This is a genomic window from Lacicoccus alkaliphilus DSM 16010, from assembly GCF_900142805.1.
Lineage (GTDB): Bacteria > Bacillota > Bacilli > Staphylococcales > Salinicoccaceae > Lacicoccus > Lacicoccus alkaliphilus.
In genome coordinates, this window is the sequence record NZ_FRCF01000002.1 from 272,710 (window position 1) to 290,971 (window position 18,262).

Here is an 18,262-nt window from a genome sequence, read left to right on the forward strand (position 1 = left end):
AGTGCCTTCTGTACATTTACTTTATTAATTTCACTTTTAGGAGTAGAATATCTTTTAGAGAATTTTTAGGAGATTGAATATGGAGAATGAATACAAGCGTGTGGACAGGAACGTGGAAGCACGCCATAAGAAGTTTAAACTGAGGAGAAGAGCATACATACCGATTGTTTTGATCATTTTAACGATCACTGCAGTTTTATATATATTTGTGTCCTATCATTCCGGTCTGAACACTGCCGGGGAAGATGGTGTGGATCATGAGGAGATGGTCTTCAACGGCAGTGACAACAATGATGGAAGAAAACTGTTCCTGCTGCTCGGTGCGGACCGGGAGGAGGATGGTGCTACACGGACTGACGTCGTGATGCTGGGACAATATGATTACATGGAGAAGGATCTGAAGCTTGTTTCGATAATGAGGGATGTCTATGTCGATATTACAGGCTACCAGAATTATAAAATCAACTCGGTGTTCTCTCTCGGGGGTGTTGAACTTTTGAGACAGACCGTTGAGGAAAACTTCGGGGTCCAGGTGGAGGATTATATCATCGTCGATTATCAGGCATTCGAATCGGTGGTGGATGCGATAAATGAAGATGGCATCATGATCGATGTTGAAAGGGATATGTCTGAGAAGATCACGACTGAGCTGTTTGCAGGCGAGCAGAAGCTGAACGGTGATGAACTGCTCGAATATGCACGCTTCCGCCAGGATGCTGAAGGTGACTTCGGACGTGTCAGGCGACAGCAGCAGGTCGTGACTGCCGTAAAAGACGAAGTGCTGACCGTCGGGGGCATCCTCAACCTGCCGTACGCCATGGGCACGGGCATGGGATATGTGAATACGAGCATGGGGGATGCCGAGCTTTACCGTATGGCCGCTTCGTTCCTTGTGCGCGGGGATAAGGACATCGAATCGCTGACTCTGCCCGTGGAGGGATCGTATCAGTTCGTGGATACACATCATGCAGGGAACGTCATCGACCTTGATTTTGAACGGAACAGGGAGGTGCTGCATCAGTTTTTGAATAATGAACTTGAAGCGCCGGAGAGCCATGTCCCTGAAGAAAACCTGGAAGAAAATGAGGAAATATCACACGAATGATTTAAAAGGCGTCTTTTGACGCCTTTTTTAATGACCCGGGAAAGAGAAACATGCTATATTATATACGAACACACGTTCGTATATAAGGGGTGGTGGTATGTATGATTATTATATTTGTCCGCACCGTCATATTCTGTGCGTCGATTTGAAAAGTTTTTTCGCAAGTGTTTCATGTATTCTGAAAGGGTTGGATCCGAAGACGACGAAGCTTGCCGTCGTCGGCGACACGAAAAGCATCGGTTCGGTCGTGCTCGCTGCAACACCGGAACTGAAGAAGCTCGGCGTCAGGACAGGATCAAGATTATTTGAAATTCCGAACCGCCGTGATATTTATATCATTAATCCTTCGATGAAGACTTATCTGGATTATTCTTCAAAAATAACGGAAGTTGCACTGCAGTATACCGCGCCGGAAGATTTTCACCAGTATTCCATCGATGAATTCTTCATGGATGTCACGAACAGTTTCCATCTGTTTGCCGCATCGCCGTATGAGCTGGCAGCAAGGCTCCACAGGGAGATCCATGAAGAGACGAAGGTCGACAGCGCCATCGGCATCGGTGAAAACATGCTGCTCAGCAAACTGGCTCTGGATATTGAAGCCAAGAAAATGGAGGGTGGCATCGCCGAATGGCGGTATCATGATGTCCCGGAGAAGCTCTGGCCAATTACACCGCTTAAGGCCTTCTGGGGCATCAACCGGCGCAGCGAAGTGAAACTCAATGAGCGGGGGATTTTCAATATAGGGGACCTCGCGCATTATAATCCTGCCTATTTAAAGCGGGATTTTGGCATCATCGGGATCGACTGGCATCTTCATGCAAATGGGATAGATTTCAGTGTGATACGGGAGAAGCATGAGGCCCATTCACCTTCCATCGCAAAAAGCCAGATTTTGATGAGGGATTATACATTCGAGGAGGTCTACGTGGTCTTATTCGAACAGATTGATGAAGTGGCACACCGCCTGCGGCTCGCACACCGGCTCGCCAGGACGGTGCAGTTTTCAGTCGGTACGAAAGACGGGGAAGTCTTCCGCAAACAGCATACGATCAAAGAAGGCACCAATAATGAAAATGAGATGATGAAGATCGTTTGGGGGCATCTCCGGCACATCGCAGAGCCGCATGCACTGTACCGCACAATCAGCGTCTCGCTCACCAACTTCATACCGGACAGTGCCAGGCAGGTGTCCCTGTTTGAAGATATGGAAAAGGTGCTCAAAGAAGAAGCGTTGATGAAAACGGTGGATGAGCTGAAAGTGAAATACGGCCAGCTTGCCGTCATGCGTGCCCTCAGCCGGACGGATGCCTCGACACTGAAGCTCAGGGAAGGGCTGATTGCCGGACATAAGAGGTGATGGGCAGGACTGTTCAACTCCGTCAATTTTTGAAGGTTTTCCCCATATTTCACCATCGGCCGGAAACATCCTGTATTAATAACCGCATCCCTGTTAATCACACTCAAGTTTAATGATATAATGGGGGACGAGTGCTTCATGATCGATTCCGGTCACTGGGAGGAATCGATTGATCACATATATAAAGATGAAATTCATATGAAACTCTGCTAATATACTAAAAGTGAAAAAAAGGGACAGGAGTGCCAAAATGGAATTTACAGAATTAACGACAGAAGAGTTCAATCACTTCACTCATCACAATTTCAGTCATTTCACCCAGACGGAGGAAAACTACCGTCTGAAAAAGGAGAACGGGACAGAGACTTACCTGGTCGGGGTCAAACAAGAAGACGCAGTCCGTGCGGCTTGTTTAGTCACCCTGACCCCTGTGATGAAAGTCATGAAGTATGCCTATACAAACCGGGGGCCTGTAATGGACTACAGTGACAGGAAAGTGTTTGATGCTTTCTTCACCGGTCTGAAGCAGTTTTTAAAATCCAAAAATGTACTGCATTTGAGGGTGGACCCTTATGAGGTCATCAATGAACGCAATCATGACGGGGAAATAACAAAAGACATGGGTAAGAGATACATTTTCAATCACTTCCAATCCCATGGCTTCAGTCACGAAGGGTTTTCCGTCGGCTTCGATCCCGTCATCCAGATCCGCTGGCATTCAATACTGGATCTCACCGGCAAGACCGCAGATGATGTGCTGAACGATATGGACAGCCTGAGGAAGAGGAATATCAGGAAAGCTGAAAAACACGGTCTCCGCATCAAATTTCTGGATCTCGACAACATTGATGTATTCCGCAAGTTCATGAAGGATACTTCCGAGAAGAAGGACTTCGTCGACAGGGACGATGAGTACTACATCAGCCGTAAAAAGTACTTCAAGGATAAAGTGATGATCCCGCTTGTCTATGTAGATCTCGAAAGCTACAACGAAACGACGCAGAAGGATATCGACAAGCTGAAAAAGAACATCGAGAAAGCGGAACATGCAGTTGAAAAAGACCCTTCCAATGAAAAGCAGAAAAAGAAAATCGTGAATTTAAGTGAACAGCTCTCCAACATCGAGGATAAGCTCAAAGAAGGGGAAGCGCTGCTTCAGGAACACGGCAGGGAGCTGCCTGTGGCGAGTGCCTATTATTTTGTGACACCTCACGAAGTGGTGTATCTTGCCGGCGGCAGTGACAACGATTTCAGGCATTTTGCAGGAAGTTACCTGATCCAGTGGAAGATGATCAACTATGCGCTTGAAAATGATATAGATATATATAATTTCTACGGTATCAGCGGTGATTTCACACCGGAGGCGGAAGACTACGGCGTCATCCAGTTCAAGAAAGGCTTCAACGCCAAAGTCAATGAGTATATCGGTGATTTCATACAGCCGGTCAACCGGCCGGCATACGCCCTGTATCAGACTTTAAATCAAGTGCGCCAAAAATTGGGAAGGTAGGATGAAGATGATTTTTACAGAATTAACTGACTCGGAATATCAGAATTATATTGAAAAAGGGGAGGAATCCGCCTTTTTTCAGATGATCGAGAATAAGGCCAACCGGGAGTTGGAAGATGGCCAGTCCGTCAGGCTGCTCGGCGTCAAGGACGATGCCGGTGAAGTCATTGCAGCATGTTTATTCACGTTGAAATCAACGGGGCTCGGACAATACTTTTACTATTCCAACCGCGGCCCGGTCCTTGACTATCATGACCATGATCTCGTGAGGTTTTATCTTCAGGGACTGACACGGTATTTAAAGAAGAATAACTGTTCCTATGTGAAGGTCGACCCGAACTGGATTTATAAGAAGTACGATAAAGACGTGAATGAAAAGGCCGATTACCCTGTCCAGGATGCATTGATTCAAATCCTTGAAGAGGAAGGATATGTGCATCAGGGCTTTACACGCGGCTATTCCAAAACCTCACAGGCCCGCTGGATGAGTGTCTTGGATGTGAGCGGCTATGATGATGTCAATGGACTCGTCAAGACCTTCGATTCACAGCGCAAAAGGAATATCAAGAAAGCTCAGAAGTACGGTGTGAAAGTCAGGTTCCTCGAAGTGGATGAGATGGATAAGTTCATGAAGTTGTATCTTGCCACTTCGGAGAGGCAGGGCTTCTTCACACATCCGGACCCGCTCAAATACTTCACCTACTTTAAAATGACCTACAAGGACAAGCTGCTGGTCCCGCTTGCCTATATTGAGCTGGATGAATATATTGGAAATCTGACGAAAGAACATGAAGACCTGAAAAAACGTCATGACCAGCAAAGTGCCAAAGAGAATAAGAACGATAAGACGCTCAACAAGATCAAAGAGATGGAAAAGCAGATGAACAAGATTGGGGAAGATCTTGAAGAGGCACGCGAAATACAGAAGATTGAAGGCAATACGCTGGACCTTGCTGCAGGCATATATTTCGAGACGCCTTATGAACTGGTATATAACTCAGGTGCGAGCACAAGCAAGTACCCGCAATTCGTCGGACCTTACATGATGCACCATGAAATGATGAAATACTGCATCGAAAATGGCATCGCCCGCTATAATTTCTACGGTGTGAGCGGCGACTTCAGTGAAGATGGCGAAGACTACGGTGTCTACAGGTTCAAGCGCGGTTTCAATGCGGAGATTGAAGAACTTGTCGGCGACTTTGTAAAAGTCATCAAAACAGTGCCGTACAATGTTTATAAAGTGAAGGCGAAAATGAACCAGATCATTTCAAAGTAAATACAGAAAGGCTGAACTTGAATGCATACAGCGAGTGTAAATGAACAAACTTTCAAAAAATTCATCAGTGAATATGACAGTTATATGCATTACCTGCATGATGATTCATATTATGATTACATCTCCGCCATTTATGAGACGCATCTCCTCGGTCTGTATGAAGGCGATGAATTAATCGGTGTAACAATGCTCAGTGCCACATCAGTCATGAAGAAATACCGTTTGTTCACATCCCATACAGGTCCGCTGATCAGAGATTTCAATAATGAACGGCTGAAGTTTTTCCTTGAAGAAATTGATGAATATGTTCAACAAAAAGGCGCATTGCAGCTGATCCATTCCCCGTACCACATTTATCAGATGCGGGATAAGGATGGAAATGGAATTGAGCATGCAAGGAACAATCCGGACATCATTAAAATTTATGAAAACCTTGGCTACAGCCATCACGGCTTCACAAAGCAGCTGGTGACGGAGGAGCTGCTCAGATATCAGGGCGTCCTGGACATCACCCCAAGTGAACAAGAACTGATGAAGAATATGGATTCAACCACCAGGTACAACACAAAACAGGCGGATATCATGCCGGTCAGGCTGAGATACCTGGAAGAGGACGAGTATGACACCTTCATAGAAATCTATAAGGAAACCGAGGAAAGAATCGGTTTCGACCCGGTCCCTTCGCATAAGATCAAAAACCTGCTGAAAACGTTGAAGGATAAGATGTATCTCGTGATGACATATGTCAATGTGGATGAGTACCTCAATCAACTGGCAGATGAACGCGACGCACTGCTTGAGGAGAAAGAAGACATACTTGATAAGGAAAAACAGGGCAGGGCGACGAAGGGTCAGAAAAAGAAGCTTGGGCAGATCGACCAGCAACTCGACAGCAAGTACTCGAGAATTGAAAAAGTCGAAGGCTACAAAGCGGAATTCGGCACGGAACTGAACCTGTCCGCAGCGATGTATTATTATAACAATCATGAAATGGTGTACTTATTCAGCGGCAGCTATCCTGAACTGTCATTCTTCAAAGGCACGAACTATGCAACATGGGAAATGATCAAAAAGGCAAAAGCACTCGGCCTGAAACGGTTCAACTTCTTCGGGCTGACAGGGGACTTTACAGAAGATGCCAAAGACTACGGCGTCTACAAGTTCAAAAAGGGATATAACATTGAAATAGAAGAACTGCCGGGAACATTCGATAAAGTGTTCCGCAAACTGATTTTCAAAATAGCACGGAAACTCAATAAAATATGACGGTGATAGGGCGGGATGATATGTAATTTCGCCCTTTTATATCGATAAATAATTCGGAATTTTTTGAAAATTATAAAGGGGGGTGAAATATAGTAATAAAGGATATAAATATGCAAAGAAATTCACAAATGATTGGCAGAAGATCATGAGGAAAAACACAAATGAAACTGCAATATGCACTGAAGGAAGAAAACATTCCAAGTAAAGTTTATATGAAAATAATGACAGGATGGAAAGTTTTGTACATCAAACAGTGCAATTACAGTTAAATTGACCAGGTTAAGTATGATTTAAAGGAAAGATGACTGTAATGGAGATAAACACACAGACATTAAAGGTATATAAACGCGATGACAAAAGCTACAAGTAAAAATACAAATGAACCGATGACTGTGAACATGAATCGTTTACTGAGCCCGTATTTATCTTTGGGAACATCAGCATCGGATTCCATTTCCTTGGCATTTTTGAATACCACGAACACTGAGACGGCAATAATAAAAACTAAAATGATCAGACCCACAAATAATCGCTCCAGATATCAGATTAATATGGTTATGATACCATAAAAATACCGCCCTTTTGAAATACATCTTAAAGTTTACATAACATATATTATAGGAAGTTATATGCCGCTGGTAAAACCGTGGATGATCTCCCCCTACCATCATATATCCAATGCATCAATTCCAAGTGCAATCAGCATATAGTATATTATCATTGAAAATCATGTCTGCGCACCACTTGCACAAATATAAGGCCTCACTGGCACCGGTGCTGCCCGGTCGCAGTTGGTCACTGCTTTTTCTCCGCATCACTCATCTTCCGACTATGCGGTGTACGGCACCATTCAGCAGCTGAGTGCTGCACTATCGCACAACTCCCGACAGCACGACTCCCGGAGTGACCGGTTGACGTTCCACCCTGTCCTCCGTCTCTTTGTGAAGTTGTGCAATCATCTTCGGCTGCGGCCCCTTCCTTTAGAGCAAAAATGGTTCTTCCGATATTGAATTTTGTCACTTCACCCTATTGAAGTAATATTCTACTATTAAATCCCTGCATCCATTTGACATATAAACCGATTCATAATATATTATTAAGCAGACGTTAAAATTTTGACTCCGTAGCTCAGCGGGAGAGCGCTTGCTTGACATGCAAGAGGTCGGTGGTTCGAAACCACTCGGAGTCATCAAATGAGAAGTGCCCGGAATTTTCATTCCAGGCACTTTTTTTATATTGTATGGGCCTCAACAGCCTTCCAGTCATAAGGCAGAAGGTCTTTGATTGTAAGTATTTTGTCCTTCCCGATCATCACTTCGGTGCTCATGTTGCCGAGGTGGATCTGGCTGATGAATTCACGGCAGCGTCCGCAGGGAGGCAGGATGGACCCATTTTTGCCGGCCGCGACCACTTGTAAAATCCGGCTCTCCCCGTCAGTGACCATAGCAGCCACTGCCGAGTGCTCCGCACAAAAGCCTGTGCCGCAGTCGGTGACGATGGACACCCCTGTATAAACTTTTCCGTTCTCCGCCAGGAGTGCAGCGCCGACGCTTGCGACTGTCGCATACTTTGTCAGTTCACGGCGGTTCCTGACTTCCTTTGCCCGAGTATAAAGGTCTTCAAATGACATTCTTTTCAGTCCCTTTCCAATTGATGTCTGTGAGGTCCGTCCGCCCTCCTCCACTTCTGATTATACTCCTAAATGACCCTTTAAATGAATCATAGTGCTCCCGTTCTACATAAAATTTCATTCCAGGTTCCTTATTCTTTTGAATATTCATACTACTCTATAGTAGACTGGGTGTGATCATACTCAAATTTAAAGAAATGAAGGGGATGAGTAACATCATGTATACTGTATTAGTTTTATCTTACTTAGTCATCGTAGTTGGAATAGGAGTATATTTTGCGAAGTATACGAAAAACATCGAAGATTTTGCCCTGGCCGGGAGAGGGTTGAATACTCCGGTATTGCTCGGAACACTGTTTGCCACCTATATCGGCGGCGCAACCGTCGTCGGCTGGACAGGCAGCTTCTATACCATGGGGATCGACTGGTGGTTCAGCGGACTCGGGGCGATTCTCGGTATCATTGCAGCAACTTTCCTGCTTGCCGAAAGGTTCCGTAACCTGGAACAATTCACCGTCCCGGATATGCTTGCATTGAGGTACAGCAGCAGTACGCGTTATGTCAGTGCCGCGATGATCATCGTCGGGGATATCGCGATAGTGACCGTACAGATACTCGCCTTGACAGGGATCCTGGTAACATTCACCGATATTGACCGGATGCCTGCGATGATCATCAGCATCGTCTCTTTTACCCTGATTTCATTATTCGGGGGCATGAAAGGTGTCGCCATCACCGATGCCATCCAGGCCATTTTGATTTTCGGCGGGTTATTGTTCGGTGTGATTGTGGTGTTCAACATGGGTGACGGCCCGGGCGCCGTCTTCACCGCCCTCCCTGAAAATTATTTCTCGCCATTTACAGAGGTCACTTACCTCGGGGCACTTGGGCTGGCAATCGCCTCATTCGGTACCACTGCAGTATCCCAGTCCATGATATTCACAAGGGTGTTTTCAGCTAAAAGTTCCAAAGTGGCCAAACGCGGATTGATGTGGCTGATACCTACCGCATTGATCGGATACGGGCTGGTTGCGCTGCTCGGCTACAGCGGACAGGCGCTCCTCGGTCCGGACGTTCCTGAATCGGATGTATTCGCAGTGGTGGTGACGAATCTGATGACACCTTTCATCGGTGGCCTGCTGCTTGCGGTCGTGATGGCTGCGATAGTAACATCTACGAACTCCATCCTTCTCAGTTCCAGTGTGAACCTGACGAGGGACTTTTACCAGCAACTGGTGAAACGGGATGTCAGCAATGTTGAATTGATGCGTGTCGGGCAGGTTTCAGTCATCATCTTTTCGATTCTTGCATTCATCCTTGCGGTCGTCATGCCGGATATCGTCACGGCAATCGTCTTCGCATACACCATGTACAGTGCTAGCCTGCTCGTTCCACTCTATGCCGGCTACTTGTGGAAAGGCGCGACAGCAGCTGCAGGTACGTCCGGCGTCATCGCCGGCGGCGGGACTGCACTGCTCTGGTATGTACTGCAGGAACCGTTTGGCCTGCCTTCGATGATTCCCGCAATCGTCGTGTCGCTGCTTGTCGTATTCGGGGTCAGCATGTTCACCCAAAAACCGAATGAAGAGCAGCTGAAGGTTTTCGATAAATGATATGTAGAAGTAAAATCAGCAACTTGTAAGTTGCTGATTTTTTGTTTCCCTGTAAAGTTTTCATCAAATCCACTGCATACTTACAAGTGGTTTATATCTTTGATCAATGCTGCAACATCCTCTGTCTTCGTCGACCAGCTTGTACAGAAACGGACGGCTTTTCTTTCCTCATCCAAATGTTCCCAAATATGAAATGCATATTTTGAGCTCAACCGGTCCATCTGATTTTTTGTCAGTATGGGGAATATCTGATTCGTGGGGGATGGAAAGTACATTTCTATGTCATTGCTTCTGAACGCTTCATTCAGAAGGTCAGCCATCTCGATTGCATGTTCCGATACTTCAACATATAAATTGTTTTCAAACAGCACTTCGAACTGTATTCCGAGCAGCCGTCCTTTCGCCAGCATACCGCCTTTCTGCTTGATGATATAGCGGAAATCTTCTTTGAGGCCATCATGCGCGATTACGATCGCTTCGCCGAACAATGCACCGACTTTAGTCCCGCCGATGTAATAGACATCACACATGTTGGATAGATCCCTCAAAGTCACATCGTTTTCCTTAGATGCCAGTCCATATCCGAGTCTTGCGCCATCAACCATCAAATAAAGGTTCTTCTCATCGCATACAGTTCTGATGGCTTCAAACTCCTTTTTGGAGTACAATGTCCCGGATTCCGTCGGCTGCGAAATACAGACCATTTTAGGCTGAGGCATATGTTCATGGGTGGGATCATTCCAATGATTTTCCACGTATTCCCGGACCTGACCGGCATTTATCTTTCCATTTTCAGCCTCAATTTCCAATACTTTATGACCTGTGGCTTCAATTGCGCCGGTTTCATGAACAGTGATATGCCCCGTGCTGGGAGCGATGACACCTTGATGCGGCCGGAGCGCTGAAGAAATGATGGTCAAATTGGCCTGGGTGCCTCCCGACACAAAGTGAACATCCACATCATTTTCACTGAGTTTCCTAATGTATTCTTTTGCAGCAGTGGTATGGTGATCTGTACCGTAACCAGGCAGCTGCTCTTCATTCGTTTCCACCAGTCGCTGAAGAATCGATCGATGTGCGCCCTCTGTATAATCGTTGTCGAATCTGATCATTCCCGTTACCTCCCTCATATATTTGCCTTTTTAATGAAAACTCTCATCAATATTGTAAGCCTTCCCATGTAGCATATTAAAGTGAAAAGGGATATAGAGTGATAAAAGGGATATAAAAAACCCGGCCTTAGGCCGGGTTTTCAAAGGCTTTTAGTATTTTTATTTTTAATGAAATCGTCAATTAGCTGTTGTTGAAGGCATTTCCGCCTTTTTTTACCGATATCCTCAAAGCTGCTGCACGCCTAAACAAACAAGTGTATTATTGCGCTTGTTTTGAAGGTGGTGAATCATTTTTTGTATTCATCTTGTTCATCACCATGTCCGGGAAGCCCCTCCTCTTTCACACTTTTCCTTTTACGCCAAAGCATGACCGACAAAATCGTCATGGTTACTGACATTACAGTCAGGAATACAGCATAGCCGATCAGCGGTTCCCAGTTCAGGTCATCATAAAAGTTCGGAAGTATGAAACCGGTGAGTGTCATTGTCACCAGTGTCAGCAAAGGTATCACCCACCAATGTTTCATCCTGATCAATGGGATCAAAAAAGATAATATCATGACTGTAAGAATACTTATCACATAAAACCAGGGATTACCTATCACTTCATCACCTCATTTATTAGTTATAATATCCTAAATCGACCCGATGAAACTATTTTTGCCCAAATCTATGTGTTTTATCAGAATATTCATGTATAATGGCTTTATACTTCGGTTTCCGAAATTATAAGAGGAGTGAATACCAATGGGAGAATTAAAATCAAGACATGAAGTGGATGAAAATTATACATGGGATCTGACGCCCCTGTTTGAATCCGACTCTGCCTGTGAGAGCGCAATTGAGAGTATTAAAGTGGAGTTGGCCGACTTCGTCAAAAAGTATGAAGGTAACCTGGATGAAGTGGATACAGCCGTCAGTGCCATCGATGATTACAGAAAGCTGGTGGAAAAGCTCGTTCCAATCGGTACATATGCCAGCCTCCGCATGTCTTCGGACCAGGGAGATGCCGATGCACAGAGACTGAGCGGCAAAGTCAGCAATGCGACGACACAGTTCGGCACGGCCACGAGTTTCGTGAAGAGTGATCTGCTCGCTCAGGATGCGTCTTTCCTGAAGTCCGTCAAAGAAAAAGAAGGTGAATACGAAGGGTTTATAGATGCCCTGCTGCGTGATAAACCATATCAGCTGGATGCAAAAGTCGAAAAGGCACTTGCCGCCTACTCCAACGTTTTTAATGGCCCGTACAGCCTGTATCAGAAGACGAAGCTGCTGGACATCGATTTCGGTACATTCGAGGCGAATGGTGAGGAAATCCCGCTTTCATACCTCGCTTATGAAGGGGAACTGGAAAGTCACCCGGATCCTGAAGTCCGTCGGAATGCATATAAAAAGTTTTACTCAAAACTCAAAGAATATGAACATACGACTGCCGGCACTTACGAAATACATTTGAAGAAAGAGAAGACTTCCTCCGATCTGAGGGGTTTCGATTCGGTGATTGATTATCTCCTCCACCCCCAGGAAGTGGAGAGCGAAATGTATCACCGTCAAATCGACCTGATCATGAAGGACCTTGCACCTCATATGAGGAAGTATGCAAAACTCCTTAAAAAAGTGAACGGTCTCGAAGAAATGCGTTACGAAGATTTGAAAATTTCCCTTGACCCGGCAAGCGAGCCTGAAATCAGCGTCGAAGATTCCAGAAAATATATATTGGATGCACTCAGCATAATGGGTGAAGATTATACGGAGATGCTGAACCGTGCATATGATGAGAGATGGATCGACTTCGTGAAGAATAAAGGGAAATCCACCGGGGCTTTCTGCTCAAGCCCTCACGGAAATCACCCTTTCATACTCATCTCCTGGACTTCATTGATGACGGAAGTGTTCGTACTGGCCCATGAACTTGGACATGCCGGACATTTCTACAATGCCAACCGTGAACAGAATGTCTTTGATGCAAGGAGCTCCATGTATTTCATAGAAGCGCCGAGTACGATGAACGAGATGCTGATGGCGAACCACCTGCTCAAAAATTCAGATGATCCGAAATTCAAGCGCTGGGTCATCAGTTCCATCATTTCGAGGACTTATTATCATAACTTCGTGACCCATCTGCTGGAAGCGGCTTATCAGCGTGAAGTGTATAAGAAGGTCGACAACAATGAAAGCATCAGTGCGGCCGACCTGAACCAACTGAAACGCGGGATCATCGAAGAATTTTGGGGGGATGATGTCGTCATTTCCGAAAATGCGGAACTGACATGGATGAGGCAGCCTCATTATTATATGGGCCTCTACCCTTACACATACTCTGCGGGTCTCACCATCGCAACGCAGATGAGCAGACGTGTGCTGGATGAAGGACAGCCGGCTGTGGATGACTGGCTGAAAGTGCTTAAGACGGGCGGTACAAAACCGCCTGTGGAACTGGCAAAGATGGCAGGGATAGATGTGACGACAGACCAGCCATTGAAGGATACAATCGCTTATATCGGCGACCTGGTGGATGAGCTCGAGAAGCTGACCGAAGAGATTGAAGGATAGGAGAACATGCATGGCGGACGCCATGCATGTTCTTTTTGAATTTATAAGCTTGTTATTCAATGGAATGATTTCATGACTTTGAGTGTATTACTGTCTTATGCTGCAAAGCCTGGTCATAGTGGATGTAAAAGTGGTCATAGGCTGCACATGCAACCGGACATTAAAAAACGCTCTGCATCTCATGCAGAGCGTTTTAAATTGAAGAAACTCAGTTGGATGGGGGCTGTGCCTGTTTCAAGTAGGTGCCGCCGTCTTTCTGCTCCACACGTCCTGCTTTCATCAGGCGGCCGAGCGCTCGTTTGAAAGCGCCTTTAGACATGTTGAAGGCCTCTTTGATATCCTCCGGGTCCGATTTGTCGGACATTGGCATCATGCCGTCATTTTTAGTGATGTAATCGAGGATTTTTTCTGCGTCATCATCCATCCTCTTGTATGCCTGTTCGAGGAATGAGCCGTTTATCTCCCCTTTTTCATTGATGCCGATCGCCCTGAACTTGACCAGTTCGCCAAGTCTCGGCTCCTCTTTCCTCTCGGATTCATGAACAAAGACTTTATGCCCTTCGGATGTCAGCATGAAAGTGCCGATCCGGAGGAGCCTGTACGGTCTTGCTTCAAACCATTTGTTCCTGATGGCCTCGAATCCTTCCTGTGCGACCGGAGTGAACCGTTCGCTCATCTCTTCCTCGGAAATGAGCTTCCCGTAAAGCTGATTATCGGACTCCGCCCTCAGCTGGGTATAAACCTCATCACCCGGTTTCGGCCATACGTCCTTCACTTTGGGGAGGTCGACCCACGGAATCAGAATCTCCCTTGGGGATCCGATATTGATGTATGCACCGTCCCTGCCCACTTCCGTCACTTCCGCAAATCCAAATTTCCCGACTGCGACATCCGGCACCAACGGAACTGCAAACAACTCGCCACTCCTGTTCGGATAAATGAAGGCACTGATTTCCTCGCCGATGCCGAATTCCTGTTCCGTCGACGAAGCATTCATCCGGATGAATGTATCTTCATCGTATACAAGGTGATATGTGGAACCTTCCTTTTTGATCACTTCTAAAAATTGTACTGTTCCTGATATATTTTCCATATTAATGTCTCCTATAATTCAAGTCATGTTATTGCATCTATTACATCCGTCATGTCGTCATTGATCACGAGCGTCGCTTCATCATCGAACGGCGTACTGTCTCTGTTGATGATCACGAACGCCTCGCCGCTGAAGTAAGTGGTCAGATAAGCTGCCGGGTTGACTACGAGTGATGTCCCGAGGACGATCAGCGTATCCGCCTTCTGCAGTTTGGCCATCGCACTCATGACAGTCAACTCGTTCAGTGCTTCACCGTATAAAACGATGTCCGGCCGCACCACCCCGCCGCAGCGGCAGTAGGACATATCCTGTTCAATGATTTCTGTCTTATGATACGTTTCCCTGCATTCCACGCAGTAAAACTGATTCAGCGTGCCGTGCAGTTCATCCACCTTTCTGTTGCCGGCGTCGGTATGCAGGCCGTCGATGTTCTGGGTGATGACACCAAGCGATCTGCCTTCTGCTTCGAGACCTGCGATGAAATCATGCACAGGATTCGGGGATTTGTCCGCGAGCAGCAGGCGCTTTTTATAAAAGCTGATGAAGCTACCCGGGTCATCCTTCAGATGGTCGATGCTCAGCAGGTACTCGGGTGAATGACCGGCGTTTGAAATTTCATCAAACAGGCCACCCATGCTCCTGAAATCCGGTATGCCGCTGGCAACGGAAACACCAGCACCTGTGAAAAATACTATGTTGTCAGATTTTTCAATGATATCGGCCAGTTGCTGATATTGCTGTCTCATCATCATATCTCCTCTTGCTAAGTTATTTCAATGGTACCATATTTATGGTATTATCGCTTAAGGAATATATTTAAGGAGAATGTGTATGTTACAAGTAAGTGACGTAAGTTTACGTTTTGGCGACCGTAAACTTTTTGAAGATGTGAATATCAAATTCACACCGGGGAACTGTTATGGTTTAATCGGGGCGAATGGTGCAGGAAAGTCGACATTTCTTAAGATTTTATCTGGAGAAATGGATGCGCAGACCGGTCATGTATCAATGGGCAAAGATGAGCGTCTTGCCATATTGAAGCAGGATCATTTCGGCTATGAGGATGAAAGGGTCATCGACGTCGTCCTTATGGGTCACGAACGTTTGTACAGCATCATGAAAGAGAAAGATGAAATATATATGAAACCGGATTTTTCCGACGAGGACGGCATCCGTGCTGCAGAACTTGAAGGAGATTTCGGCGAAATGGGCGGCTGGACTGCGGAAAGCGATGCAGAAAGCCTGCTTCACGGCCTGGGTATAGAGAGTGCCCTTGTGTATAAGAATATGTCTGAGCTTGAAAACAACCAGAAGGTCAAAGTGCTCCTCGCACAAAGCCTCTTCGGCGACCCTGATGTACTGTTGCTGGATGAGCCGACAAACGGCCTGGATATTGAAGCGATACAATGGCTTGAAGATTTTCTGATCAATTTTGAAAACACGGTAATCGTCGTTTCCCACGACCGTCACTTTCTGAATAATGTATGTACACATATTGCAGACCTGGATTTTGGAAAGATTGAACTCTATGTAGGAAACTATGATTTCTGGTATCAGTCGAGCCAGCTCGCACAGCAGATGGCGCAGGACCAGAACAAGAAAAAAGAAGAAAAGATCAAGGAACTTCAGGATTTTGTCGCGCGTTTCAGCGCGAACGCCTCAAAATCCAAACAGGCCACCAGCCGTAAAAAAACGCTCGAAAAAATCGAGCTTGAGGACATCAAGCCTTCTTCAAGGAAATATCCGTTCGTCAACTTCACACCGGAACGTGAAATCGGCAATGAGTTGCTTTACGTCAGCGGCCTGACGCATTCGATCGGTGGAGAAAAGGTACTTGATAATGTGAGCTTCACCCTGAACCCTTATGATAAAGTGGTTCTGATCGGCCATACTGAAATTGCCCGCACCACCCTGCTCAGGATTCTCGCAGGGGAAATGGAACCTGAAGAAGGTGAAGTCAGATGGGGTGTGACGACATCACAGAGCTACATGCCGAAAGACAACTCGGAATACTTTGAAGGCATCGATACGAGCCTCGTCGAATGGCTGCGTCAATACGCACCGGAAGATGAGCAGACGGAGACATTCATCCGCGGTTTCCTTGGTAGGATGTTATTCAGTGGCGAGGAAGCCAAGAAAAAGGCAAGCGTACTGTCCGGTGGCGAAAAGATGCGTGCAATGCTGAGTAAGATGATGCTGTCGAAAGCCAATGTCATACTGCTCGATGAGCCGACGAACCACCTTGATTTGGAGAGCATCACATCTGTGAACGAAGGGCTCAAGAAGTTCAAAGGTTCGATCATCTTCACTTCCCATGACTTCGAATTCATCAATACAATTGCCAATAAAGTGCTTGATCTCAAGCCGGAAGGTGCAATCGTCAAGGAGTCGACTTATGAGGAATATTTGAAGGATAAAGGCGTCTTGAAAGTTTAAGGTTTACTTTATGAAATTTAGCGTGTATAATGGCATTTAATAATTGAATAGCGAGATGAGGCGCATCCATCATCAGTAACTTATCAAGCAATTGATCCCCGGGGGTCATGGTGAGTGAAAGGGTAAGATGCCGAAATGATCTGTTTTTTCGGGGAACAGGCTGTTGGGTCAGAAGGTTAAGAGCTACTGACTTGTCATTATTTTAAAGATAATGGAGTGCATCACTTGTATATAACACTTTAACAAGTCCGGCACGCCGGGCTTGTTTTTTTATTATCTTGGACCGTCTCGCATTTAAAACTATTTAGGAGGAATTTCGATGGTAAGTGTTGCGGTTGTTGGAGCTACTGGCGTTGTCGGCAGCAAAATGATGGAAATGCTGGAGCGTTATGAAATAAAGTTTGATGAATTGGTTTTATTTGCTTCAAAACGTTCTGCCGGCAAAGAAGTTGAGTTTGGCGGTGAAACGTATACGATTCAGGAACTCACTGAAGAAGCGGCAAAAAAGAAATATGACTATGTGGTCATGAGTGCCGGTGGTTCCACCAGTGAGAAGTTCGCACCTTTATTCGAAGAAAGCGGTGCAATCGTCATCGATAACTCGAGTTACTGGAGAATGAAGGAAGATATCGATCTGATCGTCCCTGAAATCAATAAGCCTAAATTCAAGAGGAATATCATCGCCAATCCAAACTGTTCCACAATCCAGTCAGTCGTGGCATTACAGCCTTTGCAGGATGAATTCGGAGTGGAACGGGTGCATTATGCAACCTACCAGAGTGTCTCCGGGTCGGGCGAAGGCGGTATACGTGATCTTGAGGAAGGTGCAAAAGGTGCTGAACCGACCACTTACCCCCACCCCATCCATAATAATGTCCTGCCTCATATAGATGATTTTTTGGACGATGGTTATACAAAAGAAGAGAAGAAAATGATCGATGAGACCAAGAAGATACTGGATGATGCCTCGATTCAAGTCACTGCGACATGTGTCAGGGTCCCGATCATCAACAGTCATGCAGTACAGATGAACGTTACGCTTGGTAAAGAAGCGACTGTGGAAGAAGTGAGGCAGTCATTTGAGGACCATCCGCATATCGTATTGATGGACAACCCGGGTGAGAATGAATATCCGACGCCGCTGGATGCTGCAGACCGGCCTGAAATATTCGTCGGCAGGATCCGCAGGGACCCTACTCTCCAGAACACTTTCCATGTATGGTGTGTCGGAGATAACCTGCTGAAGGGTGCCGCCCAGAACACGGTCCAGATCTTGAAATCGATCATGGACGACAAATAATTAAT

General features: G+C 46.0%; 14 protein-coding genes, 1 tRNA gene and 1 riboswitch. Of the genes, 10 read left to right on the forward strand and 5 right to left on the reverse strand.

Going from position 1 to position 18,262, the window contains the following annotated elements; genetic code table 11:
* Positions 1 to 79 precede the first annotated feature (79 nt).
* From BUA12_RS01490 to BUA12_RS01520, 6 genes are all read left to right on the forward strand, one after another.
* On the forward strand, positions 80 to 1,105 hold the full coding sequence (locus BUA12_RS01490) for an LCP family protein (RefSeq protein ID WP_072707628.1): 1,026 nt from the start codon (positions 80 to 82) through the stop codon (positions 1,103 to 1,105).
* A gap of 97 nt (positions 1,106 to 1,202) precedes the next feature.
* Positions 1,203 to 2,465, forward strand: a complete 1,263-nt coding sequence (locus BUA12_RS01495; RefSeq protein ID WP_072707630.1) for a Y-family DNA polymerase — start codon at positions 1,203 to 1,205, stop codon at positions 2,463 to 2,465.
* 250 nt (positions 2,466 to 2,715) lie between these two features.
* Positions 2,716 to 3,975, forward strand: coding sequence for an aminoacyltransferase (locus tag BUA12_RS01500; protein ID WP_072707632.1), 1,260 nt, complete (start codon positions 2,716 to 2,718; stop codon positions 3,973 to 3,975).
* 7 nt (positions 3,976 to 3,982) lie between these two features.
* Complete coding sequence (locus tag BUA12_RS01505; RefSeq protein ID WP_072708839.1) at positions 3,983 to 5,254, forward strand: peptidoglycan bridge formation glycyltransferase FemA/FemB family protein; 1,272 nt, start codon at positions 3,983 to 3,985, stop codon at positions 5,252 to 5,254.
* A 21-nt stretch (positions 5,255 to 5,275) separates the two neighbouring features.
* On the forward strand, positions 5,276 to 6,520 hold the full coding sequence (locus BUA12_RS01510; protein WP_072707634.1) for a peptidoglycan bridge formation glycyltransferase FemA/FemB family protein: 1,245 nt from the start codon (positions 5,276 to 5,278) through the stop codon (positions 6,518 to 6,520).
* Between the two features lie 1,117 nt (positions 6,521 to 7,637).
* Positions 7,638 to 7,709, forward strand: a tRNA-Val gene (locus BUA12_RS01520).
* Positions 7,710 to 7,751: 42 nt separating this feature from the next.
* Here BUA12_RS01520 and BUA12_RS01525 read toward each other — a convergent pair.
* Positions 7,752 to 8,150, reverse strand: coding sequence for a cytidine deaminase family protein (locus tag BUA12_RS01525; protein WP_072708841.1), 399 nt, complete (start codon positions 8,148 to 8,150; stop codon positions 7,752 to 7,754).
* A gap of 218 nt (positions 8,151 to 8,368) precedes the next feature.
* Here BUA12_RS01525 and BUA12_RS01530 point away from each other — a divergent pair, with 218 nt between their 5' ends.
* On the forward strand, positions 8,369 to 9,763 hold the full coding sequence (locus tag BUA12_RS01530) for a sodium:solute symporter family protein (protein ID WP_178138211.1): 1,395 nt from the start codon (positions 8,369 to 8,371) through the stop codon (positions 9,761 to 9,763).
* A gap of 80 nt (positions 9,764 to 9,843) precedes the next feature.
* On the opposite strand, the gene BUA12_RS01535 is transcribed toward BUA12_RS01530, so the two are convergent.
* Together BUA12_RS01535 and BUA12_RS01540 are read right to left on the reverse strand one after the other, a co-directional pair.
* A complete protein-coding gene (locus BUA12_RS01535; RefSeq protein WP_072707640.1) occupies positions 9,844 to 10,875 on the reverse strand; it encodes a threonine aldolase family protein in 1,032 nt (343 codons plus the stop codon).
* Between the two features lie 287 nt (positions 10,876 to 11,162).
* The gene (locus tag BUA12_RS01540; RefSeq protein WP_084669813.1) at positions 11,163 to 11,378 is read right to left on the reverse strand and encodes a hypothetical protein; all 216 of its coding nucleotides are present in this window, start codon (positions 11,376 to 11,378) and stop codon (positions 11,163 to 11,165) included.
* Positions 11,379 to 11,622: 244 nt separating this feature from the next.
* Between BUA12_RS01540 and pepF the strand changes: the two genes are divergently transcribed.
* The gene (gene pepF / locus BUA12_RS01545) at positions 11,623 to 13,428 is read left to right on the forward strand and encodes an oligoendopeptidase F (RefSeq protein ID WP_072707644.1); all 1,806 of its coding nucleotides are present in this window, start codon (positions 11,623 to 11,625) and stop codon (positions 13,426 to 13,428) included.
* 208 nt (positions 13,429 to 13,636) lie between these two features.
* Here pepF and BUA12_RS01550 read toward each other — a convergent pair whose 3' ends face one another.
* Positions 13,637 to 14,521 carry a CvfB family protein gene (locus BUA12_RS01550; protein WP_072707646.1) on the reverse strand — a complete coding sequence of 295 codons (885 nt, stop codon included), beginning with the start codon at positions 14,519 to 14,521 and terminating at the stop codon, positions 13,637 to 13,639.
* Between the two features lie 23 nt (positions 14,522 to 14,544).
* Positions 14,545 to 15,270 (reverse strand): NAD-dependent protein deacylase, encoded by a 726-nt coding sequence (locus BUA12_RS01555; protein WP_415735713.1) that lies wholly within the window; start codon positions 15,268 to 15,270, stop codon positions 14,545 to 14,547.
* Positions 15,271 to 15,352: 82 nt separating this feature from the next.
* On the opposite strand from BUA12_RS01555, the gene BUA12_RS01560 reads away from it, so the two are divergent.
* Both BUA12_RS01560 and BUA12_RS01565 read left to right on the forward strand, forming a co-directional pair.
* Positions 15,353 to 16,957, forward strand: coding sequence for an ABC-F family ATP-binding cassette domain-containing protein (locus BUA12_RS01560; RefSeq protein WP_072707650.1), 1,605 nt, complete (start codon positions 15,353 to 15,355; stop codon positions 16,955 to 16,957).
* A 47-nt stretch (positions 16,958 to 17,004) separates the two neighbouring features.
* A riboswitch (Lysine riboswitch) is annotated at positions 17,005 to 17,187 on the forward strand.
* Between the two features lie 89 nt (positions 17,188 to 17,276).
* Positions 17,277 to 18,257: an aspartate-semialdehyde dehydrogenase gene (locus tag BUA12_RS01565; protein WP_072707652.1), complete on the forward strand. Its 981-nt coding sequence runs from the start codon at positions 17,277 to 17,279 to the stop codon at positions 18,255 to 18,257.
* The last annotated feature ends 5 nt before the right edge of the window (positions 18,258 to 18,262 follow it).